At 40.7% G+C, this 21,611-nt stretch carries 19 protein-coding genes and 5 pseudogenes; 9 read left to right on the forward strand and 15 right to left on the reverse strand.

Annotation, left to right across the window (positions count from 1 at the left end):
- Nucleotides 1-168: 168 nt before the first annotated feature.
- The 7 genes and pseudogenes from ansB (at nucleotide 169) to AC01GB_RS03120 (ending at nucleotide 8,899) form a co-directional block, all read left to right on the forward strand.
- Nucleotides 169-1,203 (forward strand): annotated as a pseudogene (gene ansB / locus AC01GB_RS03090) (L-asparaginase 2).
- A 125-nt stretch (nucleotides 1,204-1,328) separates the two neighbouring features.
- Entirely contained in the window at nucleotides 1,329-2,417 is a 1,089-nt protein-coding gene (gene serC, locus AC01GB_RS03095; protein WP_474450356.1) for a 3-phosphoserine/phosphohydroxythreonine transaminase, read from the forward strand.
- 113 nt (nucleotides 2,418-2,530) lie between these two features.
- The gene (aroA, locus tag AC01GB_RS03100) at nucleotides 2,531-3,814 is read left to right on the forward strand and encodes a 3-phosphoshikimate 1-carboxyvinyltransferase (RefSeq protein WP_474450358.1); all 1,284 of its coding nucleotides are present in this window, start codon (nucleotides 2,531-2,533) and stop codon (nucleotides 3,812-3,814) included.
- Nucleotides 3,815-3,989: 175 nt separating this feature from the next.
- Complete coding sequence (gene cmk / locus AC01GB_RS03105; RefSeq protein WP_474450360.1) at nucleotides 3,990-4,676, forward strand: (d)CMP kinase; 687 nt, start codon at nucleotides 3,990-3,992, stop codon at nucleotides 4,674-4,676.
- Nucleotides 4,677-4,845: 169 nt separating this feature from the next.
- Nucleotides 4,846-6,519, forward strand: coding sequence for a 30S ribosomal protein S1 (gene rpsA / locus AC01GB_RS03110; RefSeq protein WP_474450362.1), 1,674 nt, complete (start codon nucleotides 4,846-4,848; stop codon nucleotides 6,517-6,519).
- A gap of 59 nt (nucleotides 6,520-6,578) precedes the next feature.
- Nucleotides 6,579-6,863, forward strand: a complete 285-nt coding sequence (ihfB, locus tag AC01GB_RS03115; RefSeq protein WP_474450364.1) for an integration host factor subunit beta — start codon at nucleotides 6,579-6,581, stop codon at nucleotides 6,861-6,863.
- A gap of 803 nt (nucleotides 6,864-7,666) precedes the next feature.
- Nucleotides 7,667-8,899 carry a tyrosine-type recombinase/integrase gene (locus AC01GB_RS03120; RefSeq protein WP_474450367.1) on the forward strand — a complete coding sequence of 411 codons (1,233 nt, stop codon included), beginning with the start codon at nucleotides 7,667-7,669 and terminating at the stop codon, nucleotides 8,897-8,899.
- A gap of 604 nt (nucleotides 8,900-9,503) precedes the next feature.
- Here the strand turns inward: AC01GB_RS03120 and AC01GB_RS03125 are convergent.
- The 8 genes and pseudogenes from AC01GB_RS03125 to AC01GB_RS03160 all read right to left on the reverse strand — a co-directional run bounded on the left by AC01GB_RS03125 (nucleotide 9,504) and on the right by AC01GB_RS03160 (nucleotide 15,163).
- Nucleotides 9,504-10,397, reverse strand: a complete 894-nt coding sequence (locus tag AC01GB_RS03125) for a DNA adenine methylase (RefSeq protein WP_474450370.1) — start codon at nucleotides 10,395-10,397, stop codon at nucleotides 9,504-9,506.
- Between the two features lie 125 nt (nucleotides 10,398-10,522).
- Entirely contained in the window at nucleotides 10,523-10,777 is a 255-nt protein-coding gene (locus AC01GB_RS03130; protein ID WP_474450373.1) for a hypothetical protein, read from the reverse strand.
- 23 nt (nucleotides 10,778-10,800) lie between these two features.
- Nucleotides 10,801-10,977 carry a hypothetical protein gene (locus tag AC01GB_RS03135; RefSeq protein WP_474449914.1) on the reverse strand — a complete coding sequence of 59 codons (177 nt, stop codon included), beginning with the start codon at nucleotides 10,975-10,977 and terminating at the stop codon, nucleotides 10,801-10,803.
- A 25-nt stretch (nucleotides 10,978-11,002) separates the two neighbouring features.
- Nucleotides 11,003-12,427 carry an SNF2-related protein gene (locus AC01GB_RS03140; RefSeq protein WP_474450375.1) on the reverse strand — a complete coding sequence of 475 codons (1,425 nt, stop codon included), beginning with the start codon at nucleotides 12,425-12,427 and terminating at the stop codon, nucleotides 11,003-11,005.
- The gene (locus AC01GB_RS03145; RefSeq protein WP_474450399.1) at nucleotides 12,399-12,986 is read right to left on the reverse strand and encodes a phage antirepressor KilAC domain-containing protein; all 588 of its coding nucleotides are present in this window, start codon (nucleotides 12,984-12,986) and stop codon (nucleotides 12,399-12,401) included. Before AC01GB_RS03145 ends, AC01GB_RS03140 begins: the two co-directional genes overlap by 29 nt.
- Nucleotides 12,987-13,208 (reverse strand): annotated as a pseudogene (locus AC01GB_RS03150) (antA/AntB antirepressor family protein); the annotation flags it as partial.
- Nucleotides 13,209-13,273: 65 nt separating this feature from the next.
- Nucleotides 13,274-14,080, reverse strand: coding sequence for a BRO-N domain-containing protein (locus tag AC01GB_RS03155; protein WP_474450378.1), 807 nt, complete (start codon nucleotides 14,078-14,080; stop codon nucleotides 13,274-13,276).
- Nucleotides 14,081-14,362: 282 nt separating this feature from the next.
- Entirely contained in the window at nucleotides 14,363-15,163 is an 801-nt protein-coding gene (locus AC01GB_RS03160; RefSeq protein ID WP_474450380.1) for a KilA-N domain-containing protein, read from the reverse strand.
- Nucleotides 15,164-15,263: 100 nt separating this feature from the next.
- On the opposite strand from AC01GB_RS03160, the gene AC01GB_RS03165 reads away from it, so the two are divergent.
- Nucleotides 15,264-15,593 (forward strand): CCDC90 family protein, encoded by a 330-nt coding sequence (locus AC01GB_RS03165; RefSeq protein ID WP_474450383.1) that lies wholly within the window; start codon nucleotides 15,264-15,266, stop codon nucleotides 15,591-15,593.
- Here AC01GB_RS03165 and AC01GB_RS03170 read toward each other — a convergent pair.
- From AC01GB_RS03170 to AC01GB_RS03180, 3 genes are read right to left on the reverse strand one after another with little or no spacing between them, the layout of a single operon-like run.
- Complete coding sequence (locus tag AC01GB_RS03170; protein ID WP_474450386.1) at nucleotides 15,590-15,886, reverse strand: PDDEXK family nuclease; 297 nt, start codon at nucleotides 15,884-15,886, stop codon at nucleotides 15,590-15,592. The genes AC01GB_RS03165 and AC01GB_RS03170 overlap by 4 nt on opposite strands.
- On the reverse strand, nucleotides 15,877-16,098 hold the full coding sequence (locus tag AC01GB_RS03175) for an ANR family transcriptional regulator (RefSeq protein ID WP_474450388.1): 222 nt from the start codon (nucleotides 16,096-16,098) through the stop codon (nucleotides 15,877-15,879). Before AC01GB_RS03175 ends, AC01GB_RS03170 begins: the two co-directional genes overlap by 10 nt.
- Nucleotides 16,099-16,125: 27 nt before the next feature.
- The gene (locus AC01GB_RS03180; protein WP_474450390.1) at nucleotides 16,126-18,189 is read right to left on the reverse strand and encodes a DNA polymerase; all 2,064 of its coding nucleotides are present in this window, start codon (nucleotides 18,187-18,189) and stop codon (nucleotides 16,126-16,128) included.
- A 215-nt stretch (nucleotides 18,190-18,404) separates the two neighbouring features.
- Here AC01GB_RS03180 and AC01GB_RS03185 point away from each other — a divergent pair, with 215 nt between their 5' ends.
- Complete coding sequence (locus AC01GB_RS03185; RefSeq protein WP_474450393.1) at nucleotides 18,405-19,076, forward strand: helix-turn-helix transcriptional regulator; 672 nt, start codon at nucleotides 18,405-18,407, stop codon at nucleotides 19,074-19,076.
- Between the two features lie 87 nt (nucleotides 19,077-19,163).
- On the opposite strand, the gene AC01GB_RS03190 is transcribed toward AC01GB_RS03185, so the two are convergent.
- From AC01GB_RS03190 to AC01GB_RS03205, 4 genes and pseudogenes are all read right to left on the reverse strand, one after another.
- A complete protein-coding gene (locus AC01GB_RS03190) occupies nucleotides 19,164-19,358 on the reverse strand; it encodes a hypothetical protein (protein ID WP_474450395.1) in 195 nt (64 codons plus the stop codon).
- A gap of 75 nt (nucleotides 19,359-19,433) precedes the next feature.
- Nucleotides 19,434-19,988 (reverse strand): annotated as a pseudogene (locus tag AC01GB_RS03195) (DUF2815 family protein).
- A 15-nt stretch (nucleotides 19,989-20,003) separates the two neighbouring features.
- Nucleotides 20,004-21,327, reverse strand: a pseudogene (locus AC01GB_RS03200) (DUF2800 domain-containing protein).
- Nucleotides 21,299-21,611 (reverse strand): annotated as a pseudogene (locus AC01GB_RS03205) (hypothetical protein); the annotation flags it as partial. The pseudogenes AC01GB_RS03205 and AC01GB_RS03200, both read right to left, overlap by 29 nt.

The following is a 21,611-nucleotide window of genomic DNA, read 5'->3' on the forward strand; positions in this document are numbered from 1 at the left end:
GTTTTTGATAACTAAAAGCAGATAATACGGCATTTTTGTTTGCTTCTCTATTCGATAGGTCACAGTAGCAAAATGCAATATTGAAATTAATAGCTATTTTTCTGGAAATAACAGAAATATATTTTGCATTTTATATAATTTACCAAATTTTTAAAATGGTATTTTATTATGAAGAAGTTAAATATTTCTTTGTTAGTGGGTGCTATGTTGTTAACTAACAGTGCTGCTTCTGCCTTACCAACCATTACGGTACTAGCCACTGGAGGTACGATAGCTGGTGGCGGTGATTCAGCGACTCAATCCCAATATACAGCCGGTAAAGTGAGTATTGATGCATTAATTAATGCGGTACCTGAAATAAAGAAAATTGCGCATCTTAATGGCGAACAAATTGTTAATATCGGTTCGCAAGATATGAATGATCAGGTATGGTTAACTTTAGCGAAGAAAATTAATGCCGATTGTGACAAAACAGCTGGTTTTATCATTACTCATGGTACTGACACGCTAGAGGAAATTGCTTATTTTTTAGATTTAACCACCCACTGTCATAAACCAATTGTAATGGTTGGTGCGATGAAGCCTGCCACAGCATTAGGTGTTGATGGGCCGTTAAATCTCTATAACGCCTTTATTGTTGCCACTGATAAAGAGGCGGCCAAACGAGGTGTCTTATTAGCCATGGACGATAAAGTTATTAGTGGTCGTAATGTGGTTAAAATGAATACCAACTTTGTTGAAGCATTTGAAGCTGTTAATGCTGGCGCTGAAGGTTTTATTTACAATGGCAAAGTGCACTATTTAAACGCGGCTCAACCCAGAGCGCAGAACGCAATTTTTGATGTTAGTCAGTTAGATAAATTACCTAAAGTTGGCATTGTTTATAATTATTCAAATGCATCGGCGATACAATACAAGTAATTAATATATAAAGTGATTTTTAGTTATGGTTTGGGTAACGGTAATATGTATAACAAAATTTTTAATGTATTGGCCGATGCAGTAAAACAAGGCATAGGAGTTGTTCGCGCTGGTCGTGTGCCAACAGGTTTTACAACTCGCGATGCAGAAGTGGATGATAGTAAATATGGATTTGTTGCTGTAGAACGTTTGAATCCGCAGAAGGCTCGGGTTTTACTACAGTTAGCCTTGACTCAAACCCATGATCCAATAAAAATTCAAGCGATGTTTGATAAGTATTAATTGGTTATCAGAAAAATGCTGTTTGCCGGCCAGTTGTTTTATTTATAGCTGTTCAGTGGTAATGTTAAAACCTAACCAGAGATTAAATAAAAGTAAAAGTTTAATTAGGTCAATAAGGGTGGGTGATGAGTCAGGTATATAATTTTAGCGCTGGTCCGGCCATGTTACCGGTAGAAGTTTTACATCGTGCACAACAAGAACTTTGTAATTGGAACGGTATGGGTGTTTCGGTGATGGAAATAAGTCATCGAAGTGAAGCATTTATGGAGATAGTTAAAGAAGCGGAACAAAATCTACGTCAATTACTCAAAATACCCGATAATTATAAAATCCTTTTTTGTCACGGTGGTGCTAGAGGTCAATTTGCCGCCTTGCCATTAAATTTATTTCAACCTGATGAAACCGTTGACTATATTGTTGGTGGCTATTGGGCAAAGTCTGCTGCGCAAGAGGCAGCAAAATATTGTGCTGTCAATGAGATTGATATTCGGCTGGAAAAATCAGCTTATTTAAGCGTGCAACCGATGGATAAATGGTCATTAACGACCAGTGCCAAATACCTTCATTATTGCCCGAATGAAACGATTGATGGTATAGCTATCCACACACTACCTGATTTTTCGGCCGATAAAATTGTTATTGCTGATTACTCCTCAGCTATCTTATCACGGTCACTTGATGTCAGCCGTTTTGGTGTTATTTATGCTGGTGCGCAAAAAAATATTGGGCCAGCAGGCATCACATTGGTTATCATTCGGGAAGATTTGTTAGGTTGGGCGAGAAAGGCTACCCCTTCTATCCTTGATTACACCATATTGGCTAAAAATGACTCAATGTACAATACGCCCCCAACTTTTGCCTGGTATCTATCGGGTATGGTGTTTAAATGGTTAAAACAGCAGGGTGGCTTACAAGAAATAGAAAAACGCAATCAACAAAAAGCCCGCTTACTGTATGATGTTATTGATAATAGCCAGTTTTATATTAATCGAATCGATCCAGTTAATCGTTCGGTCATGAATATTCCATTCCAAATGGTAAAACCTAACTTAGATGATGAATTTATCAAAGCGGCAGAGCGGCAAGGGCTACTTTTCCTGAAAGGGCATAAAGCTGCAGGTGGCATGCGTGCTTCAATTTATAATGCTATGCCCCTGGCTGGTGTACAGAAGCTAGTTGATTTTATGATTGCTTTTGAACATCAGAATAAATAAATTAAATAATCCTTTGTGGTTAGATTGGTAGTGATATCGTCTAACCCTATCAAATGAATATAAATGTGATTTAAATAATTTATCCAACTTCGTTATTGGAGAGTCTATTATTAATGCAAGCCCTGACAATACAACCCATTTCTTACGTTGAAGGTACTATCAATCTTCCTGGCTCGAAAAGTATTTCTAACAGGGTATTATTGTTAGCTGCATTAGCGCAAGGCAAAACCGTTTTAACTAATCTTCTTGCTAGTGATGATATTCGTCATATGCTTAATGCTTTGACAGCATTGGGTGTCGAATATCAATTATCCCAGGATCTCACCACGTGTATTGTAAAAGGTGGCGGGCATTATTTTAGCCATAAAAAAGGTTTAGACATTTTTCTCGGTAATGCCGGCACGGCTATGCGCCCATTAACTGCGGTTTTAGCATCTGCGGACAATGATATTGTCTTAACCGGCGAGCCCAGAATGAAACAGCGACCTATTGGCCATCTTATTGATGCGCTACAGCAAGGTGGAGCAAATATTGATTATCTTGAGCAACCTGGTTATCCGCCTATAAGGATAAAAGGTGGCTTTCGCGGTGGGAATATCACAGTAGATGGGCGCGTATCTAGCCAATTTTTAACAGCTCTTTTAATGGCCGCACCTTTAGCGCTTAATGATACGACTATTCAGATAAAAGGTGAGCTGGTTTCTAAACCCTATATTGACATGACTCTGGCACTGATGTGTGATTTTGGCGTTGAAGTAGACAATCAACACTATTGTCGATTTCATATTAAAGCCGGACAACACTATATTTCACCAGGGGATTATCTTGTTGAGGGCGATGCCTCTTCTGCCTCTTATTTTTTAGCTGCGGCAGCAATTAAAGGTGGTACCGTTAGGGTAACAGGTATTGGCAAAGATAGCTTGCAAGGCGATACCCAATTCGCTGCTGTACTAGAAAAAATGGGTGCCAAAATACGTTGGGGTAAAGATTATATCGAATGTCAACGAGGTGAGTTAATTGGTATTGATATGGATATGAATGCGATCCCCGATGTGGCGATGACGGTTGCGACTCTGGCGCTCTTTGCCCGTGGTGAAACGATTATTCGTAATATCCATAACTGGCGGGTAAAAGAAACTGACAGATTAACGGCGATGGCGACTGAATTAACAAAAGTTGGTGCAAAAGCGGAAGAAGGTCGTGATTATATACGTATTTTACCGCCTAAATTATTACAGCATGCTGAAATAGCAACTTATAATGATCATCGTATGGCGATGTGCTTTTCACTTGTCGCGTTGTCAGATACGCCGGTCACCATTTTGGATCCAAATTGTACCGCCAAGACTTTTCTAGACTACTTTAATCAACTAGAAAAATTAAGTTATCGATACTAGTGTATGCCTAAAAATTAGTACAATACTGAACGACGAGTATTATGTTTGCAACGCTAAATTTGCTCTAAATATCTCTTTGTTTTCCTTAATAGAATGAATTGAGTATAATAGGGTACTTATTAGCCTGATAGAAAGTAGTTGCTAAATTGCATTTCTATCACAAAGGAGGAGTATAATGGTGGTTTTACCCCCCGTTTTCACAGTTGATGGTCCAAGTGGCGTAGGTAAAGGTACATTATGTCAGGCATTGGCAAATAAACTGGGCTGGCAGTTACTTGATTCTGGCGCCATTTACCGTGTTCTGGCTTTAGCAGCATTACATCATCATGTTGATATTAACTCTGAAGAAGCATTAGTTCCATTAGCGGCTAATCTTGATGTCCGTTTTGAACCAAGAGAAAACGAATTAGCTGTTATGCTTGAGGGGGAGGATGTTAGTAATGCAATTCGTAGCGAAGTTGTTGGTAATACGGCATCTCTTAGCGCAACTTTTCCTCGCGTTAGAGAAGCATTATTGCGTCGGCAAAGAGCATTTCGCACTAAACCGGGTTTGATTGCTGACGGTCGTGACATGGGAACGGTGGTTTTCCCAGACGCACCGGTAAAGATTTTTCTTGATGCCACACCTGAAGAGCGCGCTCGTAGACGAATGCAACAGTTGCAGGAAAAGAGCTTTGATGTTAAATTAAGCGATCTTTTAACTGATATTAAAGAGCGTGATTATCGTGATCGTAATAGGTTAATTGCGCCATTGGTACCTGCAAAAGATGCGTTGATCCTGGATTCTACAAAGTTATCAATTGAAGGGGTCATCGAGCAAGTACTTGCTTATGTGAAAAAAAAGCAAATATTATCTATATAATATGCTCAATATTGACATATAATAAGTTAATACACCTATTTGGTGTAGCTGAATTTGTGTTCAGTTAAGTAAAGCTTTGTAACAAGGAGTGTGGCGAGGTATGTAAAATAACCCCATTTGGCAGGATGCTGAATGGCAGTTAAAAATTAAAATTTTTGAAGATCTTACTATGACAGAATCTTTTGCTCAACTCTTTGAAGAATCTTTACAGAGTATCGAAACCCGTCCAGGGGCTATTGTTCGTGGTGTTGTTGTTGCTATCGACAAAGATGTCGTGTTAGTTGATGCCGGTCTGAAATCAGAATCAGCGATTCCAGTAGAACAATTTAAAAATGTGCAAGGTGAGCTAGAAATTCAGGTTGGTGATGAAATCGATGTTGCTTTAGATGCAGTAGAAGATGGTTTCGGTGAAACTATCCTGTCTCGCGAAAAAGCGAAACGTCATGAAGCTTGGCTGATGCTAGAAAAAGCCTATGAAGATGCCGAAACAGTTATGGGCATTATCAATGGCAAAGTGAAAGGTGGTTTCACAGTAGAATTAAAAGGAATTCGTGCATTTTTACCCGGTTCATTGGTTGATGTTCGCCCAGTTCGTGACACAACTCACCTGGAAGGTAAAGAGCTTGAGTTCAAAGTTATCAAACTGGATCAAAAACGCAATAACGTTGTTGTTTCACGTCGTGCTGTGATTGAGTCTGAAAGCAGTGCAGAACGTGATCAGTTACTGGAAAACTTGCAGGAAGGCATGGAAGTTAAGGGTATTGTTAAGAACTTAACTGACTATGGTGCATTCGTTGATCTGGGCGGTGTTGATGGTTTATTACACATTACTGACATGGCTTGGAAACGTGTTAAACACCCAAGTGAAATTGTGAATGTTGGTGATGAAATCAATGTTAAAGTATTGAAGTTTGATCGTGATCGTACACGTGTTTCTTTAGGCCTGAAGCAGCTTGGGGAAGATCCATGGATAGCTATTGCTAAGCGTTATCCAGAAGGCACTAAGTTGACAGGGCGAGTCACTAATCTTACTGATTATGGCTGCTTTGTTGAAATTGAGGAAGGTGTTGAAGGTTTAGTACACGTTTCCGAAATGGATTGGACTAATAAAAATATCCATCCATCTAAAGTTGTTAATGTGGGTGATGTTGTTGAAGTTATGGTTCTGGATATTGACGAAGAGCGTCGTCGTATCTCATTAGGTTTGAAACAGTGTAAACCAAATCCATGGCAGCAATTTGCAGAAACGCACAATAAGAATGATCGGGTAGAAGGTAAAATAAAATCTATTACTGATTTTGGTATCTTCATCGGTTTAGAAGGTGGTATTGATGGTTTAGTTCATCTGTCTGATATTTCTTGGAATGTTGCAGGTGAAGAAGCGGTTTGTGAATACAAAAAAGGCGATGAAATCGCTGCAGTTGTATTGCAAGTTGACGCTGAACGTGAACGTATTTCTTTGGGTATTAAACAGTTAGCGGAAGATCCATTTAATAACTATCTGTCTGCTCATAAGAAAGGTGTCATCGTTACCGGTAAAGTAGTGGCTGTTGATGCGAAAGGAGCAACGATTGAGTTGGCTTCTGGTGTTGAAGGTCACTTACGTGCATCTGAAGCTTCACGTGATCGCGTGGAAGATACTACTCAAGTATTGAACGTTGGCGATACAGTTGAAGCTAAATATACTGGTGTTGATCGCAAAAACCGTATCATTACCTTATCTGTTCGTGCAAAAGATAAAGCAGATGAAAAAGATACCATTGCTTCTGTGAACAAACAGGAAGATACCAATTTTGCCAATAATGCGATGGCAGAAGCGTTCAAAGCAGCGAAAGGCGAATAATTAAGTTAATCATAGGGCAACATTTTGTTGCCCCGTAACGGTAGTTTAGGGGAGGTACTATGACCAGGTCTGAATTAATTGAAACACTTATTAACCAATTAGCTCATATACCAGCAAAATTTATTGAAGAAGCTGTGAAAGAAATGCTTGATCATATGGCAATAACACTTGCTAAGGGAAAGCGTATTGAGATCCGCGGATTCGGCAGTTTTTCTCTTCATTACCGTGCACCGCGTATAGGCCGTAATCCGAAAACGGGTGATAAAGTTGATTTGAAAGGAAAACATGTTCCTCACTTCAAGCCGGGTAAAGAATTACGTGATCGTGTTAATATTTATGCATAAATATTAACAAATTTAATTTATTTATTCTCTTAAAATGGTGTCTTAATTAAGGCGCCATTTTTTATTGCCGCGCTCAGGTCAATTTTTCCAATACAATTTTTTGAATTATTAAAACCTCTCCTTATTGTTATAAGACATTTAATTATTAAAAAATAATAATAAAATTTTATAATCAAAAAATAAATTTTCTTAACTTAACATCAGTTGAGAATAATCTCGCAAAAAAATGAAAATAGTAGAAAAGGGATAAATATTATTTTGACCTTTTATATACAATCTCATTTATCCTTTTGAAAAAATTCAATATTAATACTAATTTTCGTAATATAGATCTGGCCAGGGAAGAGCTATATGAAAAAAATGTCAGCTCATATAAATAGGCTGCAGATAAATATTAATTCAGCGTCAGTGGCTGTAATATTGGTATTATTACCTTTACTTTTTTATCTCAATTACCACATAAATCATTACAATTATGGTTTTTTGTCATATTCTGTTTATTTTGGTTTATTCCATTTTATTTAACAAAATTTATTGCTATTTTAGCTATAAGTTTTTTGTGGGGATGTTGGCAGGGATATTATTTATTAAAAAAGTAATAAATAACTATCACCCCCAATCGTTAATAGTCATCAATAGCATATCTTTTTATAATTAATTTGTTGTTTTATATTTATTTTATTTTTTATCTCAGTATAGAATAGCTGTTTTTAGTCGCCTATTATAATCCTTGTGTCATCAAATTTATGTACATATTGGTGTACATAAAATATTATATAAAAAAGACGCAAGGAGAAAAAAAGATGGCACTGAGTGATTCATGGTTAAGAGCGGTAAATGGTAAATCCCAAGCTAAAATGGTGACTAAATCAGACAGAGAGGGTTTATCAGTTCGCGTGACTCCAAAAGGTAAGGTGATTTTTCAATATCGCTATCGTTGGCAGGGGAAAGGTGATCGGATAGATATTGGAACGTATCCGGCAATGAGTTTAAAAGATGCGCGTGATAGTGCGCTTTTTTACCGTCGTGAACTAGAACAACACAGAGACCCTAAAGTAGTCAAACGCACGCGTAAACAACAGTCGATTTATGCGCACACGGTTGAATCGGTTATTCGCGACTGGTGGGATAAATCGCTAAAAAATGCACAGGTAAAAGCTGGCGAGATACTACGGTCATTTGAAATTTATGTTTTCCCCGAGATCGGCAATCTACCCCATGACGAAACCCACTTGCATGTCTGGTTATCCCTAATTGAAGAAGTGGTAAAAGTAAAACCGACAATTGGTGCGCGGATCTTACGTTATGCCAAAACCGCCCATCGATGGGGGGTACGTAGGGGGATTATTTCTTCAAATCCACTTATCGATGTAACATCACAGGATTTAGGGGTGAAAGCACAACAGGGCGAAAGGATGTTGAGCAACGATGAACTCAGGGTACTATTTACGTTAATTGATGCGCCAGGCTACAATCCCAGAAACGCCTTGATAATCAAACTGGCGTTGTTGTTTGGTTGCCGGATAGGGGAATTGCTAAAAGCGAAAATGACCGATTTCGATTTTACTAAAGGAATATGGACAGTACCGCCCGAAAATCATAAAACAGGGCGAAAAAGCAAAAAGCCCATTATCCGGCCTATTATTCCAGCGGCAGAGGAATTGATAAAAACTGCTAAAAAATTGAGTCATGGTAGTGATTATTTATTTACCGTCTCAGAGGGTAAAACATTATGTGTAGGTGGTCATGTTGTTTTGATTACCGCTCTTAACAAAAAAATGGCTAGCAGATTTGAGAACTATACCCACTGGTCAATTCACGATTTACGTAAAACCATGCGCACGGGCGTTGCGGAGCTAACCCAGCCTCATGTTGCTGAAATCATGTTAGGTCATAAGTTACCGGGGGTTTGGCAGGTATACGATAAGCATACCTACCTTGAGGAGCAGAGGGCAGCTTATGAATGCTGGTGGAATAAAGTTAATCAAATCGTTTACCCCTCTCCCAATCCAGAATATCCTGCCGGGCGAAATTAAGCTCATCAGATCTAAATCGAGGGCGTGGAAAACCTTCCCGCCGTTGGTATCCGTTACCCGCCCACAGTCTGATAGTGTGAGTTGACACTCTGTACCTTTTTGCAAGTTCACTGGTTTTGATAAAAGGGGATTCATTCATAGGGTTTTTTCCTTTATTAGCTCTGTAGATTATTCAAAAACTCACACTATTCTCAGGCGCTTCATTGCCCCACAGAAAACCAATAACGAAGAGCGAAAAGTTTATCTTCGTGCTTTGTTAGGTCAGGGCATATGATTTGTGGGGAAGAGTATTAGGATTTATTTGCTGCGCTGTTTGATGCTTTGTTTTGGTATTGCCAGAGTGGTTGCTCTGTGTTTTTAGATCCAACAGAAACATTAGATCTTTTCGTCGGGTTCTATTAATGACCCGAAAAGAATTAGTTTGGAGGGGATCAAATCAGACTGTAAAGTACATAAAAACCCCGTAACTTATTGTAAATACCGGATTTTTTATTGTTTAAGATGCAAATTTGGTGGAGCTGGCGGGAGTTGAACCCGCGTAAATAATAATGTAATAAATTGATTTTAAAAAGATAAATTTTTCTAAAATTATTAACGTATCATTTTATATTTTTGTTTTTGTGGGATATTTTTCTACAGGAAAATTTAATTGTTTACTAAAAAACATTATTTCGGAGCCTTTGTATTTATTTTGAACGCTGTAGTTTATGTCATATGATAAAAATTTAGATTTTGAATACATTTTTTGTATTGGTTCTACATTATCATATGAAACAATCCATGGAGTTGATATTTCAGTCTGAATGATATTAGCAATTACTTCATGATCTTCATGTATGTAATGATTTTCATATAAACCTTTTCCTTTTACATAATATGGTGGATCAAAATATGTTAAAGAATTTATTGGTAATTGTTTAATTGTCTTTTGTATAAATTCTCTGGCATCTAAATTAGAAATAATTATATTATTTTTATATTTTGATATTCGCTCAATTCGTTCAATTAAGTTGTATTTATTAAATCTGGCATCTAATTTCCAATTACCTTTTTGTTCTTTTCCTCCAAGAATTCCTCCCAAAAGGATACCAGAACGGTTAGTTCTATTTAGAAAAAAAGTTGAATATCCTAGTTCGAAAATATTGCTAGATTTGGCATGTACCATAATCTTCCGTTGATGATGCCATTCATCAATTGTGACATCTGTTTTCTCAATTTTTTTGCAAAAATCATGTGTATGGTTAATTATACTATACCAAAATGCATAAATAGCTGGGTTGATATCGTTTAAATAAATTTTCTTCGCATATCCCTTAGTAAGTAAGTTTAATGCTAGTCCTGCCCCCCCAGCAAACGGTTCTGCATAATGTAGATCGTGAAGATTATTTTTTTCAATAATTTTCATGACAAAATTGGATAATTTTGCTTTACCACCGGGATATCTGAGTGGGGTATTAAATAACATAGTCATACCTCGTATTTTACTATCATTATTCATAGGATTTCTCCGGTTATTGATTAAATTCTGCATATAGTTATCCTTCAATATTAAAATTGATGAATGAATATGGATGTTTGTTAAGCGATATTGATCATGGGGGGATAATGCCGTTCTGGTGTGAACTACTTTTTTAGCTTAGGCCATAATATTATGATATAAATCAATGCCATAGTGCCTAACAGTACGAATATGTCCTCCATCTCTTTTCCGTCTAACTGTAATCCGCTCAATGCTTCATTACCCCATTTGATCTCGGGGAATATTGCCGGTGGTGTTGTATCAACATGGGATAGATGTTCTACTATCAGCTCAAAGGCAAACGCTACACTAATAAACAATAATGTCGTGATTAATAATTTAATGATGTTAAGTTTCATAATTGAACCTCGATGAAATTAGTTTATTTCTTAACGCAAATCGATTTGGCGTTGATATCCTTGAAAGTTTCAAATTCCTGCTCAAACTGTTTAGCAGCGAATTGACACATATTTTCAGTATCAAATTCCTGTGTATGAACACTTGCAAAGTTGCTTGATGCATAAGGGCTGGCGTACATGGCCAGGATTAAAATCCACATGATGGGCTCCTTTAATTAAATGCTGTTATTTTCTTCTCATCGCTTCCAGTAATAAGTCCTGTATTGCTCGTTTTGAATTGCGCCTTTCCATGACCACTTCATCAAGCGTATCTTTAGCGACGATATGATGGATAAAGACAGGACGATTGTGTCCGGCTTGCGCTTGACGCGTAGGGCCGATACGTTCGATAATTTGCTGGTACTGCTCCAAGTCCCACCAGTGGGAGAAAAACACCAGGATATTACCGCCGTCCTGTAAATTTAAGCCGTGTCCACAGCTCGCAGGATGGGCAAAGAGCACTGGGATTTTGCCATTATTCCAGTCGGTAAGGGTTTGTGGGTTAGCGTCTAACATTTTGCCTTTTGGAAAGGCTTTTAATAAACGCTCCAGGTCATGCTTCCAGTGATAAGCAACCAGAACTGGCATCCCGCCGGCTTCATTGATAATACTTTCCAGCGCCTGGATTTTGGCATCGTGTATCACTGTCCAGTTGTGATTGTCATCGCTATAGATAGCGCCTGCTGCAATTTGCAAACATTTTATTGTTTTGGCAGCGGCATTTAATGCTTCGATCGCACTGTCGCCCAACTCAAGAAACAGTTCTTTTTCCATGGCCTGATAGTGCGCTCGCGCTTTTGCAGGTAACGTAATGTTGATAACGTTGCGAACAGGTTCGTCGATATCAAACCAGTCGGCGGCATTAAGAGATAAGGTGACATCGCTAAGGGCTAACTGAATTTGTAGATGCGCAAACTCTAAAGGCTCAAACTTACTCCATTGCTGCCCAGGAAACTGGATACGGTTAAACCAGCGGGACGTAAACGCATTATGCGTTCTGCCTAGCCGTTCGCCCTGGTCAACAAACCACGCTTGCCCCCATAAGTCCATCAGCCCATTGGGTGAAGGCGTACCGGTCAGATTTACCCAGCGATGAACCGATTTATGCGCGATTTTGGCGAGTGCGGCTGTGCGTTTACCGCCTTTACGTAGCCGGAATGATTTTAACCGTGTGCTCTCATCGGCGATAATCGTGCCAAAAGGCCAGCTGTCTCCAAGGATGTCAACCAGCCAGACAAGATTGTCATAATTGATAGTAAATACGCTGGCATGGGTATTTTTGAGTGCTGCCATCCGTGCTTTGGCAGTACCAATAATGGGCTGTACTTCGACATTATGGAGGTGGCTCCATTTAAGCGCTTCATCCGGCCAGGTGGATTGGGCTACCCGTAAAGGGGCTAACACCAATGTGGGTTTGGTTTCACTGCCTGATAAATAAAGATTTTCTAATGCTGTCAGGGTTGCTGCTGTTTTGCCCATTCCCATACCGGCCCAGACATTTGAGCGTAGAGTATCCATAATAAAGTTAGTGATGATTTCTTGGTAAGGGCGAGGGGTGAAGGGTTTTACAATTGTACTTTGTTCAGTCGACAACAGGGATAGTTTTGTCATGCGTGTGTAATCCGTTCCAGTTCTTTTTCATGAGTAATTTATTATCCAGATACCATTCATAAAGTCGTTGTGCGCCTTTTCTAAGCAAAACAGTACGATACGTAATGAAACTATTCGTACCGTGAGGGCTGATTTCATTTTGTTTTTCGGTTAAATATTTATCCCGAGCGTTAGAGGCCACGCGCCAGCGTAAATTGTTGCCAGATTTACTGTCGTTGTAGAGCCATTTACGTTCTGCCAGAAAATGATTTATTTGTTGACTGTTTACCCCGTTAAGCATTTTGCTAAATTGGGTAGAGGTCATACCTTCTTTAAAGAGATTCTTGAGGCAATCGACTTCTGTTGAGAGACTTTTATTTTCCAGTAATAGCTTTTCTTTCTCTTCCTCGGCATGGACTACCATCAAAGCAAGTTCTTTTGTTGTTGGTAGTGATGTTTGGGGTTGTAAAATCCGTCTTTCACATTCAATAAAGTAATGGCTGGACTGTTTACCTTTTTCGTTGCGCTCAACCATTGATAGCTCTTTCGCCATGTCGATACTGATGCAGTAGTCTTTCATCGGACGTTGACGGGATTTTGCACTCCCCAATTTTGGGGAGCTCAAATTTTCTACAATTATTTAGTCCTGATTTTCAACAAATCCATATTGCTTAATCCTGTCTTTTATCCATGTGGTAAAATCTTTGCCAATTTCCAAAAACGCATGTAAATCACGGGCATTAACCGTTTGGATTAATCCACCGTTAATGTTTTTTGTTTCGATGTTCATTAAATTTGACATAAAGAAATTCCTCAATAATGAAATTGATAAACAAATAGCCCCTTAGACAGGGGCGTTAAGATTATTTAGTGACGTTCTAAGAAATGGGTCAACTCACCTTCGTACCACTGATCGGTGCGAGCGCTGATTATCTCTATTTGTTGATGGTGAAAATGCTCAAAAAGCTGTTTGATCTCCGTGAGTACCGTATCGACATTTTCACGTTTACGTAACAGTCGCTTAATCGTCTGTTTTTCAGCGTTATTAATAATGTTGCGCAGTGACTCAGTGATGTAGTAAATGCGCCGGCACTCTTCAGCCATTAACGGTATATGCTCCACCTGAAAACGCTCCGGTGATTGTGTGCGGGTCACTTCACGTAACGCCAGCCACACCGCATTACTCCATGAACGTTCAAACCAAAAGCCATTTGTCATACACCAGACTAAATGCGTCAGGTTACGTGTATCCGAATGGCTAAAACGCTCTACAGCTTTCGGGTGGGGTTGAGGGTGCTCATATTTACCCGTTTTGCGAATCGAGGGGAGGACTTCATTAAATACCCAATCCTGAAATTGTTTTGCTTCTGGCTTATTACTACGGAAAATCACACGATAAAGGTTAGGTTCATTCACATAAACAAGTTGTTGGTTTCCGCCTTTTGTAAGGGTGTAGATTTTTTCTACTCCACGTGGGTCAAGAGTTCCTCGTGTATTTTTAAGGGGTTCGTTTTTAACGAATTCCTTTGAGATCTGCACTAAGTCAGATGAACGTGATATATCTAAAATTTCACATACATCTTTAAGGCAGAACCACGGCTCACCATCTATTACTTGGATTCGTACGTTATGAGTTTCTTGGAAAGAAAATGAGATAGCTTGTGGGGTAGTCATAGTATGACCTCCGATGGTAGTATTTTAATTATCACCCTCTAAGCTGCTAAACTTATTGGTGGTGAACTGAACAGGATTAGCAGTACCGGAACTACCGACCGGCCAGCTTTTCAGCTGCCCCATCCAGCCCACCATTGAATTGCGGCCAGATTACGACATTAAAAAACACGCTCGCGGCGTGCATATGTCGCGGTAGTTTACGGCAGGCTGCTAAACCTGACACCTGATTTATCAGATGCAAATAAACTATAGCGCATGATTTCTTCTTTCGTCAATGTTTTATTATGCTGCAATCCCGTTCATCATTACACCTAACAGCCTAGGAAACTGGTTATCGTAGAAGTGAGGTTGAGTCTGACGGGGATTGTTAGGGTCAGTCAGATTTTTACCAAACTGCAATCCTTTTTCTGTCAATGGCCAGAATAATTTTTCCTTATCAGGATGTTTGCTACTTGGACGCGATTTACGCTCAGCAAGTCCTAGCAGTTGTAGCCGCCGATAACCAGATTGTGCCGTATAGGGTTTGCCATGAAGCAATAAAAGCTCAGTAAAGGAGTGTGTCACTTCACTTGAACCTGTTAAACTCCCCTCTGGCGCATCAACAGCGTAAGCAGGAAGTATGTCAGGCATACCAAGGGAAGATTGCAGTTTTTTCATTGCGCCCAGTAGACCAGAAGGGGCGATACGTAGTTCCTGCTTATAAAAAGCGATCATGGCTAAGCCAGCGTGTACTTTTTCGACAAGTACACCGTTATTGCTTTTTATTGAATCCCTAAACCGCTCGTAAACCTGAACTTCAAAAGCAGGGTCTATCCATGCTGCATATCGGATGGCGATAATTTCAACTGCAAAGCTGCCAGATTCAAGGCCACCTTTGATAATATTGACCGAAGCTATTTTCGTAGCTTCGCTTGCTTTTTGTACAAAATTACTTACTCCTTCTGATTTAAGGAAGTTTGATGGCCGCTGAGATTCTGTCGCTTTACCCTGAGCAACTGCCGCACGGTGTAAATCATTAAGACAATAACGCCCAAAAGCGTCTTGACGAACAACGGTATTTTCAATAATAACTAATTTAGACATAAAAATTTCTCCGTAATTAAACGAATTAAGTTATAAATGTGATAGATTTTGCAGATTGAGCCCGAAACCCGTTATACTTACCAAAACAGGAGGATTCGCTATGGGCCAGGTTGCATTTGATACACAAGAATTTGTCGAAACATTAGAGAATGCAGGTTTGCCAAAAGAGCAGGCAAAAGCAATTTCTATTGCTGTGCGTAAGTCACACGAAGTTGCGGATGTAGCGACTAAACGCGATTTAGATGATGTTCGTAAAGAAATAGACGGCAGATTTGATAAGCTTGATGTCAAGATAGACTCACAGATATCACTAGTCCGTAAAGATGTTGAAGGGTTAACCAATAGCCTTCTGATAAAACTAAGCGGTGTCATGTTAGCTATTGTTGGTGCTGCGGCAACGATTGTCACCCTAATCATAAAACTGGTTTAAAAACCGTCCTGTAGTTCCTCAGCGGGCAATATGCTGCCTAAATCCTGGCTGTCCAGTACGATGACCTGATGGCCAAGGGCAAAAAGCCGTGCGTGTTCGCGTAATTGGTAGGGGGTAGGTTTTTCGCCCGGTGCTTTGCACTCCACAAAAATAATGTTGCCATTGGGCAGGGCGACTAATCGGTCAGGTACGCCTCGTCGCCCTGGTGAAACAAATTTATAGGCAATGCCGCCGATTTTTTGCACTTCACGCACCAAATGTTTTTCGATACTCTCTTCCCTGATTAACCGCATGGATACATCCTTTTAATATGTTCCCTTTTTATTTGCATCAGGCAAAAATCGGCGCGGTTCTCACTCCAGATACGGTTATTGCGATTGCGCGCCAGCCGATTTGCCTGCGACCATGCGCGCGCGGCTTCATGGTATTGCCCTGACTGCTCAAGGTGAACTGCATCCTGCGCCGCCTTGAAATAAAGTGGGCTGTCGTTTTTCATAAAGGCCATGATGTTTATTTTATCCTGTGTGTTAGTTTATTCCTTGCGATAGCGATAAGTCTCAAAGCCGGCTGCACTAAGCGGTAAATCGAAAGCCCAGTCCGGATTAAGACTTAACAGTGTGCTTAACCCCTCGGCGGAAAATTGTGGGGTATCCGGCGCTTCGCTGATAATTTCATCATGGACGGTTAAGACAATCGCATAACCTGCCTTTTCAATAGGCAGTATGCTATAGGCTAATACATCCCGTGCGGCGGCCTGACAGATATTTTCGGTGATTTTACCGCCATAGGTTTTTAACCGTTCCCATTTACGGTTGTAGGGGTTAGTCCCCATATAGGTAATTTGTCCATTCTCTGTTCGCGCAGAAGGGTAGCAAAGACTACGACCTGATGGTAGACAAATCCTGAGCCAGCCTTTATCGCGCCGGACGCTAAGTTTACGGCACTTAAACGCTTTCCCCGGTGCCTGAATGGCCTGTTTTACTGCCTCTTCAATGTCGTACCAGAATGATACGGTTTGCGGATGGGCATTGCGCCACATGCGCTTAAGGGAATCGCAGGTAATAAAGACCTTTTCGCTGAGGCCATAAGTTTTATCCGTTTCAACGGATTTTTGATACCAGCGCATCGCCTCTCGCTTAACGTTAGGCGGTATGTTAGGTAATGCGGCTTCCGCCAGTTCATCTAAATCCAGACCGTAGGCGAGGGCGAACGTCAGAAATGCCGCAACGCCACCGCCATAGCCTAAGCCGAGTTCCATCACCTTACCGATTTGTCGTTGAGCTTTAGTGACGTTCTCAGGTAAAAAATTAAATGCGCGCGCATAGGCGAGTTTATAGAGGTCATCGCCCTTGCCGTTATCAAATTCGCTAAAAGCGTTGACTTTCCAGTTTTCCCCTGCCAGCCATGCTAGCATGCGGCCTTCAATATTTGATAAATCGGAGATAACCAGCTTCTTACCGGGTGGGGCAATAATACATCCTCTAAGTGCAGAACTGGTCAGTTGCATAATGTCATCACAAATCAGCTCGGCGCAACCGGCTTTTAACGCTTCAATCCCGTCATTAATGGTGCTTGGGTCAAGCGTGGGTCTGGGGAGATTATCCGGTTGAAAAATCCGCCCCGCCCAACGTCCAGTGCGTGAGGCACCGCAGAATTGTTTTGTCCCTCGAAGTCGTCCATCTGCGCTTACCGATTTTAACAGCGCCTTATATTTACTGGTGCTGGTTGTACACGATTGCAGACGGACTGATAGTAGTTCGCGTAAAGCAGGTGGAATATCAGGGTCATTAATGCGTCGCTGTAGCGTGCTGGCTTGCATATCCGGTAATGTGATGCCAAATGCCGAAACGATATGCTGTAGCAGTGCATCGCGTTGTGTTGCGGTTTGCACGGCATTATCTGTCAATTGTCGGGTGACGGTTGATAACCTTTTTTGCTCGTTTTCAACCGCGGTCAAGGCGCTTTTCGCCAGTTCAACGTCCATACCCATTCCACGGCGATTAATCTTTTGGTCTAACTGCCATAGTTGGGTTTCATCAGCATTCATATTCCAACGCGGTAAATGTTGGTAAATCTCGCGCATGGCTAAAATATCTGAACCTGCGTACGTTTTAAACCGCTGCCATTCTTCGAAATGTGTTAACGCCGTAGCGCGTTGTATTTTGCTATTCTTAGGACGCGGTTTGCAAAATAACTGTATGAGCGCTTTACCTTCTTTATCTTTGGCTTTATCGTTATTGATTTTGAAAATATCGCAAAGCGAACCTAGTGCACCGGGTAAGCCATGCGCCAGTGCTTGCACCAGGGTGTCGTGAATGCGGGATAAGGGTAAATCGATATTTAACACGTGTTTTAAAATTACCGTATCAAACATCCCCCCATTATGCCAGACAGTTAAAATCGCAGAGTCATCAAGATAGGCTTTTAAATCCTTTGGCATCGTTTTATCTTCAGTCACATCCCAAACCTTGACAGGGCCATGATTGTCCGCATACGCAAAAAGTAATATTTCTGCATTTTCAGCATAGCGATGTGTGCCACAATTAATCGGTATATCGCTGTATGTTTCTAAATCGCAAAATAGTAAATTTTGCATATAAAAATGCCTCAATACTTAAATTGATGAATGATTGCCCCTATAAAAAGGGGCGTTAAGATTAATTAGTGACGTTCTAGGAAGTGGGTCAGTTTACCTTCGTATCAGGAGTTGTCAGTACACGAGATGCTTTAATAAAAAGCGGTATTTATTTTTGTTTTTTTTTATAAAAAACTAAGCTTAATTATAAAAATTAAATTGTAATAGGGATATTTATGAAAACTAGCGATGTACTAACAAGCCATTTGATTTCGTTTATGGAGAAACAAGAAGATATTTGGGACATAAAAGATACTGAGTCATGTTTTGTCTATGCTAATAAAGCGCTGCTTACTAGTTCTTGTTTGTCAGTAAATTTTAACATCGAAGGAAGACGAACCTTTGAATGCCCTGTGTCATGGTGTGAATATGCGGACACAACTGTTGAATATGAACAAATTGTTGTTCAATCTGATAAATCCATATTTTTTATTGTTACACATCTAGCAGAAAAAGAGCGAACATTACAATCTGTTTTTGTTAAAAAGTTTCCTTACTACACCCAGAATAAAATCGCTGGAACTATCTGTCATGGACGAAAAATATCCCCTCGATTACTATCAGAACATTTCTTTAAAAACCCAACCACGCCTTCTTTTTTAACAAATCATCCACCGAATAATTTATTTACGACTGAAGAACTTAATGTGCTATTTTTCGCGATGAAACTTATGAGTAATCAAGAAATCGCATTGCGGTTAGGTACCTATTCTTGTGTTGTAGAGCAAATAATACAACAGATATATAAAAAGATTGATATTTACACCCGAAAACAACTGAGAGATTATGGTATCGCTGAAGGTTTTGATAATTACTTTCCACCATTTTTGTTAAAGGGATTGTTATAAATTACTATCATGGGTTATTAGCTCAGTTGGTAGCCCAGAGGACTTAATACATCGGTCACAGGTTCGAGTCCTGCATAGCCCACCATTTTACCAATGGCTTTTTGCCAATCGCTTATTCTCTTTTCTCAGGTACTGGTTTTCTTCTGCCAGTAGTTGAATCATATTGATTAATGTTCTGGTTTCCTCATCGGCATTAACGGGTTGCTCCAGGTTAAGCAAATAATGGCTGTTGTTATCGGGATTAGTGAGCGTAAGGACTTCAGTCATATTATCTAATTTCATGTTTAATTCTCCTTAATGAATTTAACGTGGTGCCTGATTATTTCACTACCTCAGGCGGCGGTAGTTCCCTGGTGTTTAACTTGCCAATAACTCTTCTTCCTCAGCCATGCTCAGGTCGTCAAACTCGTCAACGGAGCTACACTTCCACCGCTAAACGCATCACCATCACGGAAAAACTGAACGCCTCTTAATGAGACGGAGACGCCTTTACCGTTATTGTCATAGGCGTAAAACTCAATGGTGGCGTTAACGTAGCAGCCTGAGTAGGGGCGACCGTCCTGTGCGGTGAGTGGTGTGCGATTTACGTCAATGACTAGCGGCCGATCTTTGTTACTGGCGGTAATGTACATATTTCCGGCATAGCCGTCGTATTCCTTATTGTCTCCGTCGCGAAAGCAAAAACGGTTGTTGGAGTGGCAGATGCTGTTATAAATTTTTTCTACCTCTTTGGCTCCCCATTTTTCCTTAATGACGGCCTTAATCCCCGTTTTGATTTCCTCAATCAGGTCCGTACGACTTTTGGCGATAAGGAAATTTGCTGCGGTATTTGAAGGCGCCCTGACCACTGACTTGTGTAGGTTCAAACAACTCAGGAAAAGCCAGACGTACGTTGCTTAATTTAATTTTCATAACGTTACCTTTTAATTAGATGGATTTGTCAACAAGTGACGCTTCGGTCACATCGTCAAAGTCGTTCAGGGGGGTATTAATAACAAGGGCAGGTCGTGGGTCAGACTCGGGTGCGATAACGGGTTTACTCGTCTGCTCGCACAATAAGCGCTTCCAGTTTTGCCCAGCGACTCGGTTTGTCTTGTTTAAGTAGTTTCTCAGCCTGTCGTGGACTGATAATTTTTTTGTGGTAGATTTGCTCCTGCTTAATTTTGGCGTTTTTCAACAGCGTTTCGGCTTCACGTTCATCACCCCATGTGCGATTTCCCTGTTTGCCAGTCACCAGTTTAAAGCCCGGTACCGATTGCCCGCTATGTAATGCCTCAGCGACCCGATTTCGCAGGGCTTTGCAAAAACTCTCTATCAAATCGACATGCGGGTAGAGCGCTGCCATTTGCTCAGGGGTAAGTAACGTAATGCGTTTTGGCACATCGCTTAATTGAGGGGCTAAAGGCTGGGTTAAATCGACAAAATCACCTTTGACTTCATTATGGACAAACTGCGCCTGGGCAAAACACAATCCGCCTTTTGCTTTGCAGAACTGGCATTGCTTGATACCTGGTGAAAACGCATTATCCGGTAGGGCATCAAGCCCGTTGCGCTCAGCGAGGGTTGCCATCTCCATGGCTTTTTGCGCCCGCAATCTAGCCAGGTCACCAAAGTCTTTTAATTCGTCAACTGATAGCGCCCATTCAGACAGATGGTTAAGGCGGGGTTGATGGATAAAAAGCCGAACCGTGTTAAAATCATAAACAAGGTCAAACTGATGTAACGCCCCGAGCGCATAAAGCATGAGCTGCTCATTGTTCGGGGCATCCACTTTAACGCCTTTACCGTATTTCAGGTCATGGATTTGTAGCTCATCCTCACTGACAATAATCGCATCCGCGGTACCAAACGAATTCTCTACGCCAATGACCGCTGAAAAATCCACCCGTTCTTCAACCTGTAAGATTTTCCCGTCCGCAAGCCTCCAGACAGTATCAACATAGGTCTGGACGTGCTCAATCATCTCCTCATCCACTGGTGGCGAGTTGGCTTTCAACAAGGGATACGTGCCGATATAATCCTTTGCATCAAAGCCAGATGTTCGTCTACGCCCGTCACTAAACGGGTTTTGACGCATTGTTAAGATACTTTCCGCTAACGCATGCGCTGCGGTGCCTTCTTCCGCAAACGACGATGTTTTATTGGGTACGGTGGCTTCCACTGCGAGACTGGCGCTACATCTTATCCACCTATGCGCTGAGGAGGGGGCAAGTTTTGCATGCTCAGCCATCGCTACCCTCGGCATTATCATCAGCTAAAACGCGTTGGGCTTTCTCGATAAACTGAACCAGATTGTCATCAGTAACGTCACCCATCTTTTTAGCGTTAAATGAGGCGAGGATATCCAGCGCTTCATTACGATATCCGCCTTTGACCAGTTGAGTAATGCAGGCCGACGCCTCACTGCGAAGTGCCTTAAAATCAATCGGTTTGGCTTCTGCGGGGGTAGGCAATTCACGCAATAATGACAAGGCAAATTCACGACGTTCGGTAATGCCATGGAGATTATCCCAATTGGCCAGTATTTTTAGGCAT

The sequence above is a fragment of the Candidatus Arsenophonus phytopathogenicus genome (genome assembly GCF_056113345.1).